The organism is Dyella nitratireducens, assembly GCF_014642835.1.
GTDB lineage: Bacteria > Pseudomonadota > Gammaproteobacteria > Xanthomonadales > Rhodanobacteraceae > Dyella_B > Dyella_B nitratireducens.
In genome coordinates this window covers 1,134,292-1,153,271 of the sequence record NZ_BMJA01000002.1, presented here as the reverse complement: position 1 = coordinate 1,153,271, position 18,980 = coordinate 1,134,292, and the positions used below count along the sequence as shown (strand labels likewise).

Sequence of the window (18,980 nt, the reverse complement as noted above, 5' to 3'; positions counted from 1 at the left end):
CGTACTGGCGATGGATTCCGGCCTTCGCCGGAATGACGTCAGGCAAGACCATGCCTATAGGCACAGCATAAGTTCGGAACATCACTGCTTGCCATCTCCGCAGCAGAGGAAACTATGCATACATCTCTCGCACGCCTTCACCGTCACACCCCATCGATCCACAACCGACGTGCTGCTCTAACCATCACACTGGCTATCTCCGCACTCGGAAGCATCGGCACTGGCCACGCCCAGAACAACCACGCAACGCCACCCGCGTTATCGGCCGTCGATGAAGCCAACCCGCTGGTCGGCACCGCACCGCTGGATAAGCAAGCGCTGATCGGCAACGCACCGCCACCGGGCGAACTGCTGTATCCAGGCATGACCTCGCCGGCCGCGAGCCTGCCGCAAAGCGCAACCGAAACCGCACCGGTCAACGTCAACATCGATCTCAGCTATCCCGCCGGCGTCGCCACGCCCTACTACTACGGCCGTCCGACGATGATCGGTTTTACCGGTGGCGGTGGCTCTACCTACGGCGGCCGCGGCGGACCGATGATCATGCCGGTGGTGGGCGACTGGACCATGCCGCCCGACTATGCGCCGTCGTATTACGACAAAGCGAGCGAGAAGGCATCGCCCGGCTACTACGCCGTCGATCTCGCCACGTTCCACACGCGTGTCGAATTGACGGCGACGCAGTGGACCAGCTTGATGCGCTTCACCTTTCCAGCCAGCCATCGCTCGAACGTCATCATCAACCTGCGCCGCGCAGGCGGCGATGTGGAGGTCGTCGACGATCGCACCATTCGCGGCGTCGCCGCGAGCGGACATTCGAAGAACGATTCGGACAGTCCCTGGTTCGTCGCCGAATTCTCGCGGCCGTTCGCCAGCTTCGGCACCTTCCGCGCGAACCACGACACCCCGGGCTGGGGTCTCGGTGACCAGGACGTGCAGGCCGGCCGGCGCACCGTATCCGGCAGTTACGCAGGTGCCTACGTCACCTTCGACACGCAGGCAGGCGAACAGGTGCTGGTGAGGGTCGCCCATGGCCACAGTGCTGATGAAGCCGAACAGCGATTGCACAGCGAGGACCCGAACTGGGATTTCGAGCGTGTGCACACCCAGGCGCGCGCTGCCTGGGCAAAACTGCTCGACCGCGTCGAAGTGACTGGCGGCACACCCAAGCAGCGCATGCTGTTCTATTCGACGCTGTACCACTCCTTCGCCAGCCCACGGCTGGTTGCGCGCAAGGGCGAGCGCTTCACCGATGCGAGCGGCCACGTCCAGACCGCCGACTACGACCACTACGGGCCGGTGCCTTTCTGGGATACCGGCCGTAACCAGATCGTGTTGCTGATGCTGCTCGAACCGCAGGTCGTGCAGGACATCATGCGTTCCGAACTGGACCGGGCGCGCGAACGCGGCTACATGGACACCTCGTTCCACGGCGACCATGCCGCATTTCTCTACGACGGCGCATGGCAGCGCGGCGTCCCCTTCGACTATGCGGCCGTCTATCCGTATTTACGTAAAAACGCGATCGACCCTAATGGGCCGCGCGGCTACTTGGCTGAGTACATGAAGAACGGCTGGATTTCCGATGTCGTTCCGCCGGGAAGCCCCAGCCCACCCTACGCTGGGGGCAAGGCAGGCGCCGCCACCACGCTCGAATACGCCTGGGACGACCATGCGCTGGCTGATATCGCCCGCCGGCTCGGCAAGACGGACGATGCGCAGATGTTCCTGCGCCGCGCCGCGAACTACCGCAACGTGTTTGATCCGTCGGTAGGCTTCGTTCGCGGCCGCACCGCCGATGGCAAGTGGATTGCGCCGTTCGATCCGGGCGAGCCGTACTACAACTTCATGATGAAGGAAGCCTCGGGCTGGTCCACGCTGTGGCTGGTGCCGCACGACGTGCAGGGCTTGATCGATCTGCTCGGCGGGCGCGACGCGTTCAACGCCAAGCTCGACGCCTTCTTCTCCACGCCCTACCAGGCCAAGGGCATCTGCCGCGACTGCACCGGCATGATTGGCGAATACGTGCAAGGCAATCAGCCGGACCAGCAGGCCGCCTATCTCTACGCCTGGAGCGGCCAACCCTGGAAGACACAGGCGCTGATACGCCGCATCCTCGACGAGCTGTACGGCAGCGACGCCAGCGGCTACGGCTTTCCCGGCATGGACGACCAGGGCTCCACCTCGTCCTGGTATGTGCTCAGCGCGATGGGTTTCTATCCGGTCGATCCTTCCAGCCCTGACTACATCCTCGGCAGCCCGATCTTCGACCGGGTCCGCCTGCACATGGGCAACGGCAAGGTGTTGGAGATCGTTGCACGCAACAACTCAGCTCAGAACATGTACATCCAGTCCGCCGCGCTCAATGGCAAGCCGTGGACCAAACCGTGGTTCAGCCATGCCGACATCGCGAACGGCGGCACCTTGGTACTCACCATGGGATCGGAGCCAAACAAGGCCTGGGGCGCCGATCCGCGTGATGCGCCGCCTTCGATGTCCGAGCATCAACCGTGATCACCGGGGGCTCCACGTTGAGTGACGGCAATACCACTTGATCATGCGTATGCCCACACCGCAAATCCGATCTTTGGCAACACATCGCGTGACGCTTATTTGCTTCCTGCGTAATAGCTCGCGGATGCGTTGATTTCATCCGCCGTCATGTTACGCGCGATATTTCGCATCTGAGCACTGATGTCGTTGTGGCGGCGATCGTTTGCAAAGGCTTCGAGTTGGGATTTCAGATAGTCGTGCGGTTGCGGGCCAAGCCATGGCGCGCCCAGCTTGATCGCCATGTCACCATGGCAGGAGCCGCACGGAGCGATGTTCCGCATGGGTGATCCCGTGGCAACGATGTTGGGCATGGCATGCGCCTGTTGCGCAGCCGATACATCGCCGCGTGGCAGAGAGGCGTAATAAGCCGATAAATCGCGCAGATCCTGGTCGCCGAGTCCGACAACCATTGGCGCCATGACCGCGCTTGTGCGCGCACCGCTCTGAAAATCGCGAAGCTCCTTGTATATCGAAGCTTCGTATTGCCCGGCCAGATTGGGGGTATTCGCCGCACTCACGCCGCGGGCGCCGTGACACATCGTGCAACGCAATGCCAAGGTGGCGCCTCGGCCGACGGAACCACCCGAGGATGGCCCGCCAAGCATGTCGGGCGTCAGCACCACGCTGGAAACAGGCGCCTTGGGTTGAACCGGCGGACTCGCCTCGCTCAACCAGGCCCTGGGTACGCCTGCGGCACTGCAAATCGCATTCAACAGCCCTTTGAACAAGGCATCGTTTTGAGCGGAAGGAAGCCAGACGAATCCCACGAACACCGTAAACAGGAACAGGATGAGAACGGCCCCGGCGCTCGCCGTAAACCAGGGGTTTCGGAGCGATATCAGGCGTGGACGATGATCGTTCATCGCTTCGCTCCTATGAACACCGCGGGAACCTGGGCATCGTGCAAGCCGATGAGTCTGGCGATCGGATAGCCGTAGTTGGTGATCGTCAGCGCCATCATCAACCCAACCCAAAGCCCCAGGCCGTTCAACGCCAACGGCAGCGAGGTGGGCTCATGAATCGCCCGGCTGAAGGTGAATGGCGCGATCTCGGCCCGGCTTCCGGAATGGTTGCGATAAAGAATGACCAGGAACAGGATCGCCGAAACGACCAGCAATGCACCGCCGACGGTCGACATGATGACCGAGACCGCTTCGGCAGACATACCCGTGTAGTCGAAGTAGGCCATGCGCCGCGGCATGCCGAGAATGCCCACGTAATGCCATGGAAACGTCGTGACGATCATGCCGATGAACCACAGCCACAGCTGCGTGCGGATAAGGCCTAAATGCTGCATTGCCCGCCCTGTCAGGTGCGGCCAGAGATCATAGGCGATGGCGAAATACATGATCACGATCGCGCCGCCGAAGATCAGGTGAAAATGGCCGGTCACCCACTGGGTGTTGTGCACGGTCGAGTCCAACTGATAACTCATGTTGATCAAGCCACCCGCGCCGCCGAAACCCAGCATCACGAACGAAAAAGCCAGCGCGAGCATCTGCGGGTTGTCCCATGGCAGTGCCTTGAGCCAACCAAATACGCCCTTCCCGCCACGCAGGCGCGCAGCAATTTCCACTGAGGCGCAGATCGTGAATACGGTCAGCAGCGTGGGAACCGCCACCATGGCGGTAAACACCGAATGGACGAATTTGAAACCCGAGCCGACTTGCGGATCGGCAAATAAATGGTGAATGCCGATCGGCATCGAAAACACCAGGAACAATGCAAACGAAATGCGGGCCATGGTGTCGCTGTACAGACGGCCACCGATGGCGCGCGGCACGATCGTGTAAAAAGCGATGTAGGCAGGCATCAGCCAGAAATAGACGATGGCATGCAGGGTCCAGGAAAACAGCACGCGCGACAGCCCGGCATTGATGGTGTTGGTAAAACCCAGCGCGACAGGAAGTATCTGGAACAACAACTCCAGGGCCGCACCGACCGCCGTCCAGCCCCACAGATAAGCGGCCGCAACGTTCGCAAACATCGGCAGCGGAACGGGCGCACTGGGATGAGCGCGTTTCCACGCATTCAGATTGATGCCCATGAGCACGACCCAGACCCATGATCCAACCACCACCAGCACGACACCGATGTAATAGAAGGCATTGCCGATCATCGGCGGATAGAAGGTGTAAAGCACCGAGTCGAGCCCCATCGCCACAGGCACCACCGCCGCCACGGAACCGACGATGATCATGATGTATCCCGCCCACGCCCAGCGCCGGCCGATCAACGGCTGGCCGAGAGACAACTCGCAGATGGCGTAACCGAAACCCATGGCAACGAGTGTCGGAAAGACGTACCCCATCACGGTGCCATGTGCGGTGACCGAGCGGTAGTAAAGATCGGGATTGTGCAGCCAGCCGTGCAACGGACTGCGGATGAACATCTGCCACTCGCCAAGGAGAACGGCAAGGCCGAATACCGCAAACGCCAACCAGAAATGGGCGAGCATAAGACGTCTGTTAGAGATCACAAGTCAGTCTCCCTGCCTTGGCGGCCATTTTCGAAAACGCGTCTTTGTCGACCACCCTCACATTTGCCCACATGGCCTCGTGACCGACCCCGCAATACTCATGGCAAGGCATCAAGTGATCACCAGTTTGTTCAAACTCGGTCTTGAATGTGGAAATGTAGCCGGGCTCGACCATCGAATTGATGTTTGTACCGGTAATGAGCATGCCGTGGATCACGTCGGCACTGGTCACCCGAAACGTGATGGGTGTCTTGGCTGGCACGACGATGCACTGCGGCGTGAACGAGTATTGCTGGCCGATGATTCTCACGGTGATCGATCCATCCGCTTCAACGGCGCTACCGAGGTTGCTCTCGACGAATTCGCCCGACACATGCAGCGTCGAGGGATTGATGGTTTCGACGCGCGACGGCGGCATCATGGCCCAATGCAGACCGGTGAAAATCATGACCCCAACGAGCAGGGCCATGATGCTGACCATCATGAAAGCCCATCGCTTTTCGAGCCGCGCGGCCAGCGCAGCCGTATCGTTTGATTTGGCGGAAAATGTTTCGGCCACGACCAGTCCTTTTAATGAATGACGCCGCGGGGAAGAAAGACCAGGAAATAGAACAGGAACCACAGCGCTATGACGATGGCCACGGCAATGCCGGTAACGATCAGGGCGCCGCGCGGTCCGGCGCGGACGATTTCCTCGACACGCTCGTCTTCGTGGCGTACGCGTTGATCATCATGTCCACTCATGGCCTACGCCCCTTTTAGTTCAGCGGAGCCGAACGCAACGCATTGACATCTTGAGCCGTGATGGCGGCTCCGTGGTTATTCCAAGCCGTGCGAATGTAGGTCACGACAGCGGCGACTTCTTCGTCGGACAGTTGTTGCGCGAAAGGCGGCATGCCATAGGGCCTTGGATTGCGCAGCGTGCCCGGCGGGTAGCCGCCATTGAGAACCATGCGGATCGGGTTGACGGACGACGCCATTTGAATCGACTGATTGGCGGCAAGCGGCGGGAAATCCCAGCCTTTGCCTTCGCCGTTCGTTCCATGGCACATCGCGCATTGGGCTGCGTAGATCTTCTTGCCCAGCGGAAAGAGACGGAGCTTGTCCTGCGTCTGCACCTCGTTGGGCGGCGTGGTATCACCGGTAGACGGCAAGGCCTTCAAGTAGATCGCCATGGCGTGGATGTCAGCGTCTGATAGGTATTGAAGACTGTTGTAGACCACTTCGGCCATCGGGCCGTAGACCGCTCCCCGCGCCGACACGCCAGCCTGCAGGAGATCGGAAATATCTTTGATGCTCCAGTCGCCAAGCCCTGCTTCACGATTGGAGGTCAAGGACGGTGCATACCACTGCTGCATCGGAATCAACCCGCCTTGAAACGCTTCCGATTTCGAACTGCCGCCCAATGCATTGATGGCGGTATGGCACATCGAACAGTGCCCGAGCCCCTCGACCAGATACGCACCGCGGTTCCATTCGCTCGATTTCGAAGAGTCGGGTTGATATTCACCCTCATGAAAATAAAGGGTGCGCCAACCGAGCAGCAGGTTGCGATTGTTGTAGGGGAACCGCAGGTCCTGTTCCCGATTTTGCAGGTGTACCGGTGGAACCGACTTCAAGTAAGCAAAAATCGCATCCGAGTCGGCACGCGTTACCTTGGTGTAGGAGGCATACGGCATGGCCGGGTAAAGCAGCGCTCCCGACCGCGTTCGCCCCGTATGCATCATCGTGTAGAACTCGTCCGCGCTCCAGGCGCCAAGGCCCGTCGCAGCATCAGGCGAAATGTTCGGCGAATAGAGCGTGCCGAATGGCGTTTCCATCGCGCGGCCACCTGCAAAGGGCTTGTCACCCGGATTGCTGTGGCATGCAATGCAATCCCCTGCCCGCGCCAGGTACTCGCCCTTTGCAATGATGGACGCGTCCTGGCCTCGCACGCCTTGAACCAAGGCAAATACGCCGAATGCAAGACAAAGCATCGACCGCGAGGCGATCGCCCATGGTCTACGGCATTCTTCAGATGGCGATGGCTTGTTCATTTCGTTTCGGAGCCTTCGCAGGTGAGCGCCAACTTCAGCGAACCGGCAGGGGCCGGAGCGGGATTCGCGGGTGCAGGGAGCGACGATAAATAGGCGGAGACTGCCGTGATGTCTGCCTCTGACAGCCGAGCCGTCAGCGGCTGCATGCAGTTGGATTTGTTTGCGATTCGCGTCCCATAACGCGACGCCCCGAGCTGGGCGCTGATGTATTTGCTGTGCAAACCGAGCAAGCCAGGAATATCGGGCGACACACCGGTCAACGATGCACCGTGGCAAGCAATGCATGCCGGGATATGCCGTGTGTCGTCACCCTGCAACACCAGCCTCTTCCCCAAAGCCAGCACTTGCGGCGCCACGTTGGGTTTGGGCAACGCCGGGAAAGGCGTCAGTTGCGCGGCAAAGTAGTCGGCCATTTCCCGCAAATAACTATCCGGCAAATAGGCGAGCAAATAATTCATGGGCGGATATTTGCGCTGGCCATCCCGAAAGGCGACCAACTGGTTATACAAATATCCGGTTGGCTTGCCTGCAAGGCGGGGAAAGTAATCGTCCCCGCTGCCCTGCCCGCGCTCGCCATGGCAGGCGGTGCAAGCCATGACACGTGTTGCGGTCGAATCGGATGCCGTTACCGAATTCTGGGTCTGCGCGTGCAGTTGACCGGTCACCGCGGAAAGCAAGATGAGCGCCATGAACACGGCGACGTTGCGAAACGTCCCAAGAAAATCGCTGTGATGACAGTCGACCTTCTTCATGGAAGCAACTCCACGCGTATGGTGAATGGGCCAGGCCAACGCCAACAGCGAAATCGTCCGGCGGGAAATATACGAACATCAGGATGCTGTCGCAAGGTGGCTCATCCTAGACACATAAGGCAAAGAGGACCGTTTAAATCGGGCCGGGAAACGCCAGCCGTTCGCTTTTCAGCCGCACGTCCGCCCTCCCCCCTCGGCGCTGCTCGCGACAATGTAGCTCAGCGCCAAAATCAGCACTTGATCCAGATCAATGCCATGCCCCATAACGCTCCTGCGAACCAGCTTTTACCCAGCTTGTGCAGCGCCGGTCAATGTAGAAATCGAACATGCCATGGATCAACGTGTGATGGTGTGGCGGCTTACAGCGCAGTCCCGCATTCAAGAGACCTGATCCGTGGCCGATAGCTTTTTCAGGGGCGTTGACGAGCACGCCCGATTGACTGGAAAGCGCAATGACCACCCCAAAATCCCTGGCCAAATCCGAGGACAGCACCCCAAGCAATGTGGTGCCGTTTCGGCCCATCAGGGGCAACACGCGAAGGCTGGGTGCTCATCCAGGCGGATCGTGGGGAGTTCAAACGCCCACCTTCGAAGAGAACGCGATTGAACGGGAACCACCCGAGCACCGTTTGGCCCGACGCATCGAACGTGTTCTGGGTGCCCTGCTCTATCACGCGATGCTCGAGTCAGGCGATCTTCGCGACTCGAACTGTTTTTCCATCGACGATCGCGTGAACCAGCTGGTGACGCGCGACCGTTTGATCGCGATCGCGCATGCAGCGATTTATCTTGATTTGACCGCCGACCTCACCCACCTGGCGGCAACGGTGATCGTGTTCGAGCTGCAAGCTCAGTCCCAATGGTGGAACCGGATGCAGCGGCCGTTCTCAGCCCATCGCCGGCAAATCAACCACGACACCTTGGCCATTGCGCGTCTGCTTGCCTGGGATATGGACGCCTTGAAGGTTCGTCCGATCGACAAGTTTGCCAAGTTTCTTTGAATCGACCGTAAGCTTGGAATCTCAAACCTGGCCAACGCCACCGTCGTTCATCAGATCCGCACCCGTCATGTAGGAGCTCTGGTCGGACGCCAGGAACAGCGCAGCACTGGCAACCTCTTCGGCACGAGCGAGGCGGCCGATCGGGATCATGGTTTGGTACATCGCTATCAGTTCATCACGTGGCGCCGACTGGGCATCGAGAATCGGGGTGTCGGTGACGCCCGGACTCAGCGTGTTGACGCGGATGCCGCGATTCTTGAATTCGGCCGCCCAGGTGCGTGCATAGGAACGAAGCGCAGCCTTGGTCGCCGCGTACGCGGTATGGCCGGGAATACCCATGACATGCATGGCCGAACCGACCAGGATGATCGAGCCACCCTGTTTCATTAGCGGCAGCAGTTTTTGCACCAGAAAGACGGGGCCGCGGGCCATCAGATTGAAAGTTTTATCGAAATGCTCGGGCGTGAGCGAATCAATCGCGGCCTGCTCCGTGAAGCCCGCGTTCGATACGATGATGTCGACCATGTCCTTTTCTTTCTTCACCGCTGCCGCGACACGGTCGAGGTCATCGAGATTTGCAGCATCCGCCTGGATCGCGGTGACGTTGCGCCCGATCAATTGGGCCGCTTCATCGAGCTGCGCCTGGCGGCGGCCGAAGATAAAAACATAAGCGCCTTCAGCGACAAACCGCTGGGCAATCGCCAAACCAATACCGGTTGTTCCGCCGCTGATGACGGCAATCTTGCCTGCGAGGGTGGACATGGAAATCTTCTGCCAGTTGGTGAATGAGGCGAAGATCGTAATTGCCGCTCCTGCGGATGATAATTAGCGTATTTCTCATAAGATTGATTCTCCGGAGGAATACGATGGATCGCTTTCAGGAGCTGAGCGCCTTCATCGCCGTGGTGGAGGCCGGTGGTTTCTCCGCCGCGGCGCGCCGAACCGGCGATTCCCAGTCCGCTATCAGCAAGGCCATCGGTTCGCTGGAAAAGCGTCTCGGCGTAGCGCTGTTCAACCGAAGCACACGCAGCGTGACGCTGACGGATCAGGGGCAGCGATATTACGACCGGACCAAGCCATTGATGGACGAGATGGATGAGGCCGATGGCGAACTGGCAAGCAGCACGCTCGGTGTGTCAGGCCTGGTCAGAATCGCTGCCCCCTCGACGTTCGGGCGGCTGCACGTTCTTCCGCTCATACCGGACTTGTTATCGCACCATCCAGGCCTGCAGATAGATCTTGTTCTTTCGGACTCCGCGCGGGACATGGTGGAAGACCGGATCGATCTGACGATTCGTGTGGGCGCCGTCAACGAACTCGATGCCGTTGTCAGGCGCGTGGCCGGCACGCCCCTCGTTTGCGTCGGCTCCCGTCGCTATTTCGCGCAACATGGTATGCCGAAGACGCCCGCCGAGCTCGTTGATCACAACTGCCTCGTCTACGGCGGCATGCCGGAGTTGGCCAATTGGCCGTTTATAGGGCCAGAAGGTCCATTCAACGTAGCCGTTCACGGCACGCTTTCGTCCAACAGTGTCGAGGCGATCCGTGCTGGTGTGCTGGCGGGTGTCGGCATTGGCCTGTTTACCAAGGCCTCGCTTGCCGCCGAGCTCCGGCATCCGGACGTGGTCACGATTCTCGACGAATTTATAGGTGATGTGAGAGACGTCAGCCTTATTTGGCCCAAGCGCCGTTTTGTACCGGTACGTGTGCGTCAGGTGACTGACTTTTTTGCCGCGGCGCTTCCGCGACGTATTGAGTGATAGCGGCGCGGGGCATTTCAATGTCGCCTGGAGAAAGCGACAAGAGGGCGGGCTGGGCCCTGAGGTTTCCCCACGTTTTTCGAGCTATTCAAGGAAGGGTTTTTCTCGCGGCCAATACTTGGCATTTTTACCTCACCGTCATTCCGGCGAACGCCGGAATCCAGTTAAAAAATGACGTGCGAAGCACACGATATTTTTTTTATGTTGAGTGCTTCGCACAGCGTATTTGAACTGGATTCCGGCCTTCGCCGGAATGACGGTGAGGTCATTTAATAAACCTTGGCTAGCTTGCTGATTTAGTTCAGATCATCCAGCAGAAAACGTAGGGATACCTCAGGGACCGAGCATCTTTTGCCTTAAAGGATCGACCCTACTCATCATCACCAGTCCAAATCCGACGAGTTCAGACCTTTCGCCCTTATATCTTCCGTGATGATTGCACCGATATCCCAATTCGGATGGCAACTCTGATAGTTCGACCGATTTGGATGGCCGTAGTGATTCTTCTTTCCGGGCGAATGCGTTCCGTATGAATACGCCATGACATACGGGGAATATGCGTTCGCAAGCGTTTGCTCCGTCGCGGCACACCAATCGGTCGAAGCGCCATGGTGGTAAGCGACAATGGCACGTAGCGAAAGCTTGGCAGGCAAGTTGGGGATGCGATCGAACGCGCAGTCACCCGGCAAAAGCATGTGCGTCGCTGTGCCACCCGAAGGCTGGCGCTTCAGGTTGATCGCCAATCCGGAATGGTTTCGATCTTCCTTTTGAGCATTTGCCGGGAACGTGGCGCACTTGCGTATCTCGACTTCGTCATCCGTTCCCACGGCAAACGACACCGCTTGATCGCCTATCGACTCCGGCCAGCATTTGGCATTGGCAAGTTTCGCCGCAAAACGGGTTGCCTGCGGTGAAACCAGCTGACGGGGCACCAGCCATTCGCATTTCTGTGCCGCCGGATTTTTCTTGTTCGCCGACCAGTAGTGGTCTTTATCCCAATGGGTCAAAATGACGGGAACGTAGTGCGAACCAGCCTGCACGGGAAGACGGCTTGCAGTACGAGATGGATTGCTTTGATCCGGATGATATTCATTGCCACCGTAGTCGACGTAGCAGCACACCTCATCATTTTGATCGCGCAGGCCGATGCAGTCGCCCTGCCCGACATCGAACACGCGTACACCTTTGATCTCCGTAACGGTCGCAGGGATGAGCTGCAATGTCGCGGTGTCGGCCGTCGCCGTGATGGTGCTTGCGACATCCGTCGAGGAAAGCGCTGTTTTCTCTTCCATATGTCACCCCTTCAACATGTGATAAGGCAGGTCGTACAGACCCATATCTTTCGAAGGCGGCAAGGAAAGCGGCCGCCACGGCTCACCGCCGCGCCCGCCCCATCGCGCATCGGGAAGGAATTCCAAATTGAATACGTTATGCAGAACATCCCGCTGTTGCCTCTCAACTTCGTATCGCCATTCAAGGCGGCAAGCTTGTACCGCGGCGACATCGAAATCCGACGCGGCCACAACGGGCAATCCATGCAACTGCCTCAATTGGATTTCATGCCAGGATCCTTCCTGGAATGACTCAAGCGCCCGGGATCCATCCGCATGATTCATGAGCAGCAATATCACGGCAAATTGGTTGGCATCCAGCTCGATCAGTTGCTTGCGGCGCAGTACGGCATCCTCGTCCTCGTTTCGCCTGCAGACATCGCCCCGCCATGTGATGCTTGAAAAATAGTCATACCTCACGCAATCCAGCCAAATGCCATGCGTGGGGAATTGCAGAGAATCGTCATCGCGCCTGTCAAGAATATTGCGCCAATAGTCCGGCATGTCGTCACGCTCTTTCAGCGCGTCACCGTTTAGCTCGTCGATCGATTCGACGAACGCAAAATACAAACCACCGTCACGCGTGTAGTCAACCATTCCATTCGCAGCCTCGATCGTGCTCATGATGGCCTCCTGTAACCGGGATTTTGCGGTTTATAAGATGGGACGGCGCGATCCTCGCGCTCCCCAACGGTTTCATGGATGCGCTCGTTGCCATGTGGCGTCTTCAGAACAGGGCGACACAACTTTCTTGTCAGCCGATAGATGCCCTTTCGAGACTGGCGCATCTCTCCGGCAGGATTCGGCTTGTAATTCGCAAGAAATGCTTCATCAAACGCCAACTTGAGCGATTGGGCGCGGTTCTTCATCGAATGAAGCGGAATATTGGCCAAGCCGTCAGGATCATAGCCGCCTCCGATATTGGAATGGACTCCCGCATACCAGACCTGCTCCATACGCTCGACGGGAACACGCTGATCCGGGTCCCACAATGTCGGTGCGAACTGTTTGCGGCGTTCATCCAAGGCAAGCGCGTGGAAAGCGTGTTCAACGATGGGCGACAGGCTGACGTCATGAAAACGATAGAGGCGGCGAGTGAAAATGTTGAGTACGCCGACGGGAATACCCAGCGCACCGACGGTATCGAAAACCCCCAGGAAACGGATGGTGACGTCCAGGCACTCATGTTCTTTTCGAAATTCCGCGGCATCGGCTTGCGTGCGATAAAGCTTGTACGCTTCCGGGCTGTAGAAAATATGTGCCTTGGGAAGCACGCCTACCTTCGTGAGCAGGGCGACCAGACTGCGCGCGGTAAACGCGCCGCGGCTGAATCCGAAGATAAATATCTCGTCACCCGCTTGATAGTTGAGACACAGAAATTGATACGTCTCGATGATGTTGCGAGAAACGCCATAGCCGGTCGCCCCTTCGACCCATTTTGAAATGCCCCAATGCGTCCCGACGCCTTTGTCGTAAAACGATATTTGAACGACTCCGGCGGCATCACAGGGAAGCACCGCCCGGATCAGTTTGACGACATTGGTGGGTTTGCGTTTTCCGGGACGGAAGCCATCGAGCTTTTCTCCTGCTCTCAACGCTCGCACTTGCCGTAAAACGTAGGCCCATAAGCGCTCGCGTTCTTCTTTGTCACGCTGATCTGGCGTGTTCCATGTTCCATCACAAGCGAGAACGATTCGTTTCATGGACGTTTCGGCCTGAAAAGACAGCAGCGCCATCAGGCGCATGAACAACCAAGGTGCCCATGCGGGAATGCCTATATCAGAGTCGCGGTCCCCTGCCGCCCATCACGACTGTCAGATGATCCATGCCGTCAAATGAGTCGTGGCCGCTGCTGTATCAGTCAAGCGGTAAAACCGCTGTTAATCGGGCGTGACGAGCTGATGCGCAAGCATTAACAAGGGGCATTTGCACAAAAAATGCCAGCAGTGGTGCGCGGCTTATACCGGCCGGCACCACCGCGGTTTTGTATGTTTTACAACCAACCAGGTTTAGGGCTTGGCGCCCAGCTCACCCAAATGGCGCACGACGATCCGATGCGTTTCAGCGGCGAAGGCGCGCAGATCGGTATTCGTGCCAGACGCGGCTTCCTTGGCAAACGCCGCACCGTCCTTGTGATGGATATCGTCCATGCTGCGCAAATAGGCCATATCGAATGTGAGGCCGGACAAGGCTTTGAGATCATCCAGCTTCTTCTGGAATCCGGCATTGAGCGAATCGGCAACGGGAATGCCGGCAGTCTTGGCGATGGAGCTCAGCTTGTCGCCGACGAGCTGATGATCATGCGCCTCCGTCGTGCCCTGGTCCTTGATGTCCTGCGTGCTGCCCTGCGTTGCCGCGAGCTGGCCCAATTGCACCTCGAACATGCCGCCCTGGCTCACCATGGCAACGAATGCCTTGTCGGCAGCGGAAACGGTATCGGCGGCGTGCGCCATCAGCGGCAATGCACCCGCGGCAACGGCAATGAGCAAGGTTGAAAGATGCTGCTTCATGGTGACCTCCAGTGGTGTCACGAGCGGTTGGGATTGAGTATGCGGTTGAAGCTCTCGCCAATACGCGTCACGAGCGCGCTTCCTCGAACGCGAAGAACCAGGGTGTGATCGCCTTGCGCAGCGCGATCAAGCACATCGAGAATCTGATCGAGTGGTCGCCAGGTACGCCACCATTGCGTGACGACCAGGAGTGCCACGATCACGCCGAACAGGACGATGCTGCCGACCAGCAACAACTCGCTCTGCGCGAACGCATGGTCATCGGCCATATCCAGCGCCACCATGGCAAGGTCAAGGCCAGACACACGCACCGGTGTCACCCACGTCTGGACGTCCCGTTGGCCATCACGAACGACGAGTGCCCCTCCTCCGCTGCGTGCCAATGCCATCACATCGGCACCGTGCGCGCTCAACACATTCTGCGAAGGCACATCCACGCCGCCGCTGAAAGCCGCGACGGTGGAGGGTGACGTCATCAGCACCACATCGCTGCGCGACAATCCGGCAACCCGTTGCGAAAACAAGTGATTGGCCTGGTTCGCGGTGACAAGCAAACCTTTCAGTGCATTGGCTTGAGTCAAAGGCGATACCACTACCCAGTACAGCACGCCATCCTGGAACCACGCGCCTTGGGAAGGTGCGCCGCCCTTGATGGTTTGCGTGACCAACGGATCGCTCGCGATGCTGTCACTGCGCTCCGCCAACACACCCGATTGGCTCACGAGCTGCCCTTGCGCATCCAACACCATGGCTACGTCATAACCTTGCCGACGCTCGCCCAGGAGATCCGTGATCGACAGTTTGTCGATCGCGCCTCCCCGCGCCGGATTGGGCGTCAGCGACTGGGTGACGTATTCGACGAAATCGCGATCCGACGCCAACATCTGCGCCCGCAGCGCCAGTTGTTCGAACTCGGATTTCTGCAGTTCCTGCTCGATCAATCCGGTTTGCTGCAACCGTTCCAATTCGCTGCTGTTCGCCGCTTGCTTGAGGAAGGCCTTGGCACTGAGGGCTGCTGCCAGTGTCAGCACGACGACGGCGAGCATCCCGCGAAGCAAAAAACCAAGAGAGGGCTTCATCGGATCTGCCCCGCATTGAGCTCGGTCGCCACCGCAGGTTTGGTCGCCACCAACGATTGCGTCAGATCCGAGGCAGGCGCGCTCACGTTCGATGGAACAAGACCAACGCGAGGATTCCAGAAGTAGAGCTGACCAGGTCCCCTAGGTAACCCATGCAGCACGAAGTGACCGTCTGCACTTACTTGCGATACGTAGGGCGTCGGCACGACCACCAAATCCAGTTCCATCGAGCGGTGCACGCTGCAGCCGATCAGCACCAGGCCTGCATGCGTAAACGAATGCGATATCGATTGCCCCGATGCCTGGAATTGAAAATCGAAGGTCGAGCTGGGCGTTGCCGAATAAAGGTTATGCAGCAACTCATCCAGATTGGTAAACGTCACCGTGCTTCCCAACGGAACCGCCATCGCCGCCGGACGGAAATCATGATTGACGGTGTAGATGGAGAAATGGCCAGGCTTGACGTGCACACGCCCTTTCGCCGGGACGAAGTACACCAAGGTATTAGGCATGTCGCTGGCATCCACATGCTGACCGGGCCCGGCAGACAGAACCACGCGCCCGGTTACTTCGGACGACAGTTCCGCCGCTGATGAGCCTGACGCATAAGATGCCGATGGCAGAAGCGCCCAGGCCAAACAGGCACACCACCATGCCGCAGATCGACGAATCGTTGACATCAATGCTACCCCTTTGCATTGTTTTGAAGATTCATGCGGCACTGCGCGCAAGGCACCCTCACCGGCTGTCCATCGCAGGCAAACCCGGCAGAAAAATCGCACGCATGACGCATGGAAACGAGTGGTCAATGGCATGACCACCTCGGCATTACCCCACTCCAACTTGCCGAACGCGAACGGCACACGTCAGGTCACTAGCGATCAGCACAGAATCGCGCTGTCGCTACATCCGCAAGACTTCCCACGACCCAGACATGCTGTTCCCGCGCGGGTGACACACCAAGGCCTGTCCTTTAAGCCCCGTAGCCGTGCTATTAGGACAGCCGGCCTATAATTCGTCTAATTGATTATTCGGATAGAAGTGATAGGTGCTTTCTATAAAGCGCACAGATCAATCATGACCATGTCAGCTTTTTTTTAGCCATCTGCAAACGTGTCATCTTTTTGCAAAACCATCGTCACGCCCACGCATTTTTCCGCCTACCCTTCTCTGCAGCGGCGTGATATTTCTTGCGGATTGCCGCCAGGTCGATGCGTGGCGGCGGCGTCTTCAAATTCATTCCGCTCATCGCGTCAGCAACGATTTGCGAGATCGCCAGATCGCGGAACCACTTGTGGTTGGCCGGAACGACGAACCACGGTGCGGTCTTCGTGCTGGTGCGCTCAATCGCTTCCTCATAGGCCTCCGTATATTTGGGCCAGAGCAAGCGTTCGGAATAGTCACTCTCGCTGATCTTCCACTGCCGCGCAGGATCATCGAGCCGCTGCTTGAAGCGCTCAAGCTGCTCCTCGGGGCTGATATGCAAATAGAACTTCAGGATGCGCGTGCCATTTTTTGCCAGCATGTTCTCGAAATCGTTGATCAGCTCGTAACGTTTCGACCATACCTTGCGCGGCACCAACTCGTGTACGCGTACAACCAGCACATCTTCGTAGTGCGATCGATTGTAAACAACGACCTCGCCGCGGCCCGGCGCGTGTTGATGAACCCGCCAGAGAAAATCATGTGCGCGCTCTTCCGTACTGGGTTGCTTGAAGCTGAAGACCCGCGTCCCTTGAGGATTCATTCCGGTAAAAAGATGCCGAACGACGCCATCCTTGCCGGCCGCATCAAGCCCTTGGAGCACGATGAGCAACGACTGGCTCGCATCAGCGTAAAGCAGTTCTTGCAATCGCCCCATCTGCGCGAGCGATTCGGCAATGAGCGGCGCCGCCTTCTCATGCGATTCCTGCTTGCCCTTATAAGAAGGGTCGATACGATCGAGGTGCAGCTTCGCGCCGGGGTGCATGATGAATTCTTCGCGGTAGCCCATAACCATCTCCTTGCGGCCGAATGTCACGGCCAGCATTGTGGGATGGGTTGGTCGGCGATGTCGAATAAATCAGCGCATCGCCAAAGTGAAGCCGCGCAAGGTTTGTTTGCGCGGCTTCGGGTCAGTCACGCGCAAGCCTTTGCTTGCGCGTGATAAGCAGCCGATGCAATCAAGCGTTGACCTGTGACTATCCTTGCGGCGCTGCCTGTGACTGCTGCGCTTGCGCCTCGGTGCCGGCGAAATCCACCACCAGACTCACGCGACGGTTTGGTTGCCCGTCATCGCCCGATTTGCCCTTCAGCACCTGGCGATTGGTCGCCTTGCCATAACTGACCGAATGTAGCTGGTCAGACGACATGCCAGCGCTCACCAGATAATCGCGCACGGCATCCGCACGTTTATGCGCGAGCCGGTAGTTATAGGCCTTGCCACCTGCGGAATCGGCAAAGCCTTCTACGGTGATCACGGCCTGCGGATAGTTCTTGGACATGATCTTGGCGAAATCATCGAGCATCGGTTTGTCTTCATCGCGCAGCGAGGAGCTGTTGAAGGCGAAGTGGGAAACCGTGTCGACGCGAATACGCCCATTCATCTCCGCAATCTTTGCATCGTATTGGGCGAACTTCTGTTGCATCTGCTGGGTCAGGCCGTCGATTTCCTGCTGCTGCTTCTGTTGCGTGGAACGCAGATCATTGATGGCCGCGTCGAAATCGGCTTTCTTGACATAGCCCTGGCATCCGCCGAGCCCGATGGCCAGCACACTCAGGCTTGCACAAGCAAAACGTTGATAGGAGCGCATGGAAGAAATCCTCCTCGATGAAATGGACAAACGGCTTCGCCGGAGAAAAGCCTTTCTACCGCGTAGTGATGCGGCTTTTTTGGAGATCAGGGAAACTTTGGCCGACACTGGCGTGGTACTCCACCATCCGGCAGACAGATGCCATGGCGGAGGTCTGATCTTCATGCGCGGCCAGGCGGCGGGAAGCCGGCTTTGCGCAAGGCAGCCACTGTTGTCGCTCGCCGATCGATGCGAATTGAAGCAGAACGATATAGAAATCAAATACATCACCCACAAACACTATGGCGTGAACGGTTGCCGTTCCGACTTTGCAGCGTGATGTGTTGCCATGGCGTGAACTTGATCTCGATCAACACGTCGAAAAGGGTCAATTCACTGACTGAAACTTAATGGAGGCTATGTTTGAAGCATCACTCTTTATTGTTTTTGGGCGCGCTTGCCAGTTGCCTGGCTGATGAGTTGCTTGTTTCCGGCAAAATCAGAAAGCCTCCCAAGTTAAGAGTGATCTTTCAGGTTACCTTGACGTCATTCCGGCGAAGGCCGGAATCCATGGCACGTACGAAGCATGGATTCCGGCCTTCGCCCACTGCTGTCCGGGGAAATTTTGCGGAAAAAGTAGCGAGCACTTAAGGGGCAACACCTTTGCATGATTCGCGCAGCAAACGACTTAAAAAAGTTTGTTCAACG

General features: G+C 58.1%; 20 protein-coding genes. 4 read left to right on the top strand and 16 right to left on the bottom strand.

All coding sequences use genetic code 11. The features are described from left to right. Positions 1–114 precede the first annotated feature (114 nt). Positions 115–2,514, top strand: a complete 2,400-nt coding sequence (locus IEX75_RS15920; RefSeq protein WP_188795368.1) for a GH92 family glycosyl hydrolase — start codon at positions 115–117, stop codon at positions 2,512–2,514. Between the two features lie 95 nt (positions 2,515–2,609). Here the strand turns inward: IEX75_RS15920 and IEX75_RS15915 are convergent, their stop codons facing one another. The 7 genes from IEX75_RS15915 to IEX75_RS15885 form a co-directional block, all read right to left on the bottom strand. Further along, on the bottom strand, positions 2,610–3,416 hold the full coding sequence (locus tag IEX75_RS15915) for a c-type cytochrome (RefSeq protein WP_188795366.1): 807 nt from the start codon (positions 3,414–3,416) through the stop codon (positions 2,610–2,612). Continuing rightward, positions 3,413–5,011, bottom strand: coding sequence for a cbb3-type cytochrome c oxidase subunit I (locus IEX75_RS15910; RefSeq protein ID WP_229720877.1), 1,599 nt, complete (start codon positions 5,009–5,011; stop codon positions 3,413–3,415). The genes IEX75_RS15915 and IEX75_RS15910 overlap by 4 nt, the downstream gene beginning before the upstream one ends. A 10-nt stretch (positions 5,012–5,021) precedes the next feature. Beyond that, positions 5,022–5,591: a cupredoxin domain-containing protein gene (locus tag IEX75_RS15905; protein WP_229720876.1), complete on the bottom strand. Its 570-nt coding sequence runs from the start codon at positions 5,589–5,591 to the stop codon at positions 5,022–5,024. Positions 5,592–5,602: 11 nt separating this feature from the next. After that, a complete protein-coding gene (locus tag IEX75_RS15900) occupies positions 5,603–5,776 on the bottom strand; it encodes a hypothetical protein (RefSeq protein WP_188795363.1) in 174 nt (57 codons plus the stop codon). Positions 5,777–5,790: 14 nt separating this feature from the next. Next, positions 5,791–7,008, bottom strand: a complete 1,218-nt coding sequence (locus IEX75_RS15895; RefSeq protein WP_229720875.1) for a cytochrome c — start codon at positions 7,006–7,008, stop codon at positions 5,791–5,793. A 56-nt stretch (positions 7,009–7,064) separates the two neighbouring features. Next, positions 7,065–7,820: a c-type cytochrome gene (locus tag IEX75_RS15890; protein WP_229720874.1), complete on the bottom strand. Its 756-nt coding sequence runs from the start codon at positions 7,818–7,820 to the stop codon at positions 7,065–7,067. A gap of 247 nt (positions 7,821–8,067) precedes the next feature. After that, a complete protein-coding gene (locus IEX75_RS15885) occupies positions 8,068–8,280 on the bottom strand; it encodes a hypothetical protein (protein WP_188795359.1) in 213 nt (70 codons plus the stop codon). On the opposite strand from IEX75_RS15885, the gene IEX75_RS15880 reads away from it, so the two are divergent. Further along, complete coding sequence (locus tag IEX75_RS15880) at positions 8,273–8,821, top strand: hypothetical protein (protein WP_188795357.1); 549 nt, start codon at positions 8,273–8,275, stop codon at positions 8,819–8,821. The genes IEX75_RS15885 and IEX75_RS15880 overlap by 8 nt on opposite strands. 21 nt (positions 8,822–8,842) lie before the next feature. On the opposite strand, the gene IEX75_RS15875 is transcribed toward IEX75_RS15880, so the two are convergent. Next, on the bottom strand, positions 8,843–9,583 hold the full coding sequence (locus tag IEX75_RS15875; RefSeq protein WP_188795355.1) for an SDR family NAD(P)-dependent oxidoreductase: 741 nt from the start codon (positions 9,581–9,583) through the stop codon (positions 8,843–8,845). A gap of 104 nt (positions 9,584–9,687) precedes the next feature. Here IEX75_RS15875 and IEX75_RS15870 point away from each other — a divergent pair, with 104 nt between their 5' ends. After that, entirely contained in the window at positions 9,688–10,581 is an 894-nt protein-coding gene (locus IEX75_RS15870) for a LysR family transcriptional regulator (RefSeq protein WP_188795353.1), read from the top strand. Between the two features lie 380 nt (positions 10,582–10,961). On the opposite strand, the gene IEX75_RS15865 is transcribed toward IEX75_RS15870, so the two are convergent. The 8 genes from IEX75_RS15865 to IEX75_RS15830 all read right to left on the bottom strand — a co-directional run bounded on the left by IEX75_RS15865 (position 10,962) and on the right by IEX75_RS15830 (position 18,293). Next, positions 10,962–11,873: a hypothetical protein gene (locus IEX75_RS15865; RefSeq protein WP_188795351.1), complete on the bottom strand. Its 912-nt coding sequence runs from the start codon at positions 11,871–11,873 to the stop codon at positions 10,962–10,964. 3 nt (positions 11,874–11,876) lie between these two features. After that, positions 11,877–12,482: a hypothetical protein gene (locus IEX75_RS15860; protein WP_188795349.1), complete on the bottom strand. Its 606-nt coding sequence runs from the start codon at positions 12,480–12,482 to the stop codon at positions 11,877–11,879. A gap of 50 nt (positions 12,483–12,532) precedes the next feature. After that, positions 12,533–13,657 carry a DUF2235 domain-containing protein gene (locus tag IEX75_RS15855; protein ID WP_229720904.1) on the bottom strand — a complete coding sequence of 375 codons (1,125 nt, stop codon included), beginning with the start codon at positions 13,655–13,657 and terminating at the stop codon, positions 12,533–12,535. A 264-nt stretch (positions 13,658–13,921) separates the two neighbouring features. Continuing rightward, complete coding sequence (locus IEX75_RS15850; RefSeq protein WP_188795345.1) at positions 13,922–14,422, bottom strand: DUF4142 domain-containing protein; 501 nt, start codon at positions 14,420–14,422, stop codon at positions 13,922–13,924. Between the two features lie 17 nt (positions 14,423–14,439). Next, positions 14,440–15,501, bottom strand: a complete 1,062-nt coding sequence (locus tag IEX75_RS15845) for a methyl-accepting chemotaxis protein (protein WP_188795344.1) — start codon at positions 15,499–15,501, stop codon at positions 14,440–14,442. Then, complete coding sequence (locus IEX75_RS15840; protein WP_188795342.1) at positions 15,498–16,013, bottom strand: cupredoxin domain-containing protein; 516 nt, start codon at positions 16,011–16,013, stop codon at positions 15,498–15,500. Before IEX75_RS15840 ends, IEX75_RS15845 begins: the two co-directional genes overlap by 4 nt. Positions 16,014–16,639: 626 nt before the next feature. Then, positions 16,640–17,494 (bottom strand): polyphosphate kinase 2 family protein, encoded by an 855-nt coding sequence (locus IEX75_RS15835; RefSeq protein WP_188795340.1) that lies wholly within the window; start codon positions 17,492–17,494, stop codon positions 16,640–16,642. Positions 17,495–17,681: 187 nt separating this feature from the next. Then, entirely contained in the window at positions 17,682–18,293 is a 612-nt protein-coding gene (locus tag IEX75_RS15830) for an OmpA family protein (protein WP_188795338.1), read from the bottom strand. Between IEX75_RS15830 and IEX75_RS15825 the strand changes: the two genes are divergently transcribed. Next, positions 18,292–18,612 (top strand): hypothetical protein, encoded by a 321-nt coding sequence (locus IEX75_RS15825; RefSeq protein ID WP_188795336.1) that lies wholly within the window; start codon positions 18,292–18,294, stop codon positions 18,610–18,612. The two genes, IEX75_RS15830 and IEX75_RS15825, sit on opposite strands and share 2 nt — an antisense overlap. Positions 18,613–18,980 lie beyond the last annotated feature (368 nt).

What these genes read in the sequence shown, in the direction of transcription:
- IEX75_RS15920 (WP_188795368.1), top strand. Translation starts at nt 115, where the DNA reads ATGCATACATCTCTCGCACGCCTTCACCGTCACACCCCATCGATCCAC.
- IEX75_RS15915 (WP_188795366.1), bottom strand. Translation starts at nt 3,416, where the DNA reads ATGAACGATCATCGTCCACGCCTGATATCGCTCCGAAACCCCTGGTTT.
- IEX75_RS15910 (WP_229720877.1), bottom strand. Translation starts at nt 5,011, where the DNA reads ATGCTCGCCCATTTCTGGTTGGCGTTTGCGGTATTCGGCCTTGCCGTT.
- IEX75_RS15900 (WP_188795363.1), bottom strand. Translation starts at nt 5,776, where the DNA reads ATGAGTGGACATGATGATCAACGCGTACGCCACGAAGACGAGCGTGTC.
- IEX75_RS15895 (WP_229720875.1), bottom strand. Translation starts at nt 7,008, where the DNA reads ATGCTTTGTCTTGCATTCGGCGTATTTGCCTTGGTTCAAGGCGTGCGA.
- IEX75_RS15890 (WP_229720874.1), bottom strand. Translation starts at nt 7,820, where the DNA reads ATGAAGAAGGTCGACTGTCATCACAGCGATTTTCTTGGGACGTTTCGC.
- IEX75_RS15880 (WP_188795357.1), top strand. Translation starts at nt 8,273, where the DNA reads ATGACCACCCCAAAATCCCTGGCCAAATCCGAGGACAGCACCCCAAGC.
- IEX75_RS15875 (WP_188795355.1), bottom strand. Translation starts at nt 9,583, where the DNA reads ATGTCCACCCTCGCAGGCAAGATTGCCGTCATCAGCGGCGGAACAACC.
- IEX75_RS15870 (WP_188795353.1), top strand. Translation starts at nt 9,688, where the DNA reads ATGGATCGCTTTCAGGAGCTGAGCGCCTTCATCGCCGTGGTGGAGGCC.
- IEX75_RS15865 (WP_188795351.1), bottom strand. Translation starts at nt 11,873, where the DNA reads ATGGAAGAGAAAACAGCGCTTTCCTCGACGGATGTCGCAAGCACCATC.
- IEX75_RS15855 (WP_229720904.1), bottom strand. Translation starts at nt 13,657, where the DNA reads ATGCGCCTGATGGCGCTGCTGTCTTTTCAGGCCGAAACGTCCATGAAA.
- IEX75_RS15850 (WP_188795345.1), bottom strand. Translation starts at nt 14,422, where the DNA reads ATGAAGCAGCATCTTTCAACCTTGCTCATTGCCGTTGCCGCGGGTGCA.
- IEX75_RS15845 (WP_188795344.1), bottom strand. Translation starts at nt 15,501, where the DNA reads ATGAAGCCCTCTCTTGGTTTTTTGCTTCGCGGGATGCTCGCCGTCGTC.
- IEX75_RS15840 (WP_188795342.1), bottom strand. Translation starts at nt 16,013, where the DNA reads ATGCCTAATACCTTGGTGTACTTCGTCCCGGCGAAAGGGCGTGTGCAC.
- IEX75_RS15835 (WP_188795340.1), bottom strand. Translation starts at nt 17,494, where the DNA reads ATGGGCTACCGCGAAGAATTCATCATGCACCCCGGCGCGAAGCTGCAC.
- IEX75_RS15825 (WP_188795336.1), top strand. Translation starts at nt 18,292, where the DNA reads ATGGAAGAAATCCTCCTCGATGAAATGGACAAACGGCTTCGCCGGAGA.
- IEX75_RS15830 (WP_188795338.1), bottom strand. Translation starts at nt 18,293, where the DNA reads ATGCGCTCCTATCAACGTTTTGCTTGTGCAAGCCTGAGTGTGCTGGCC.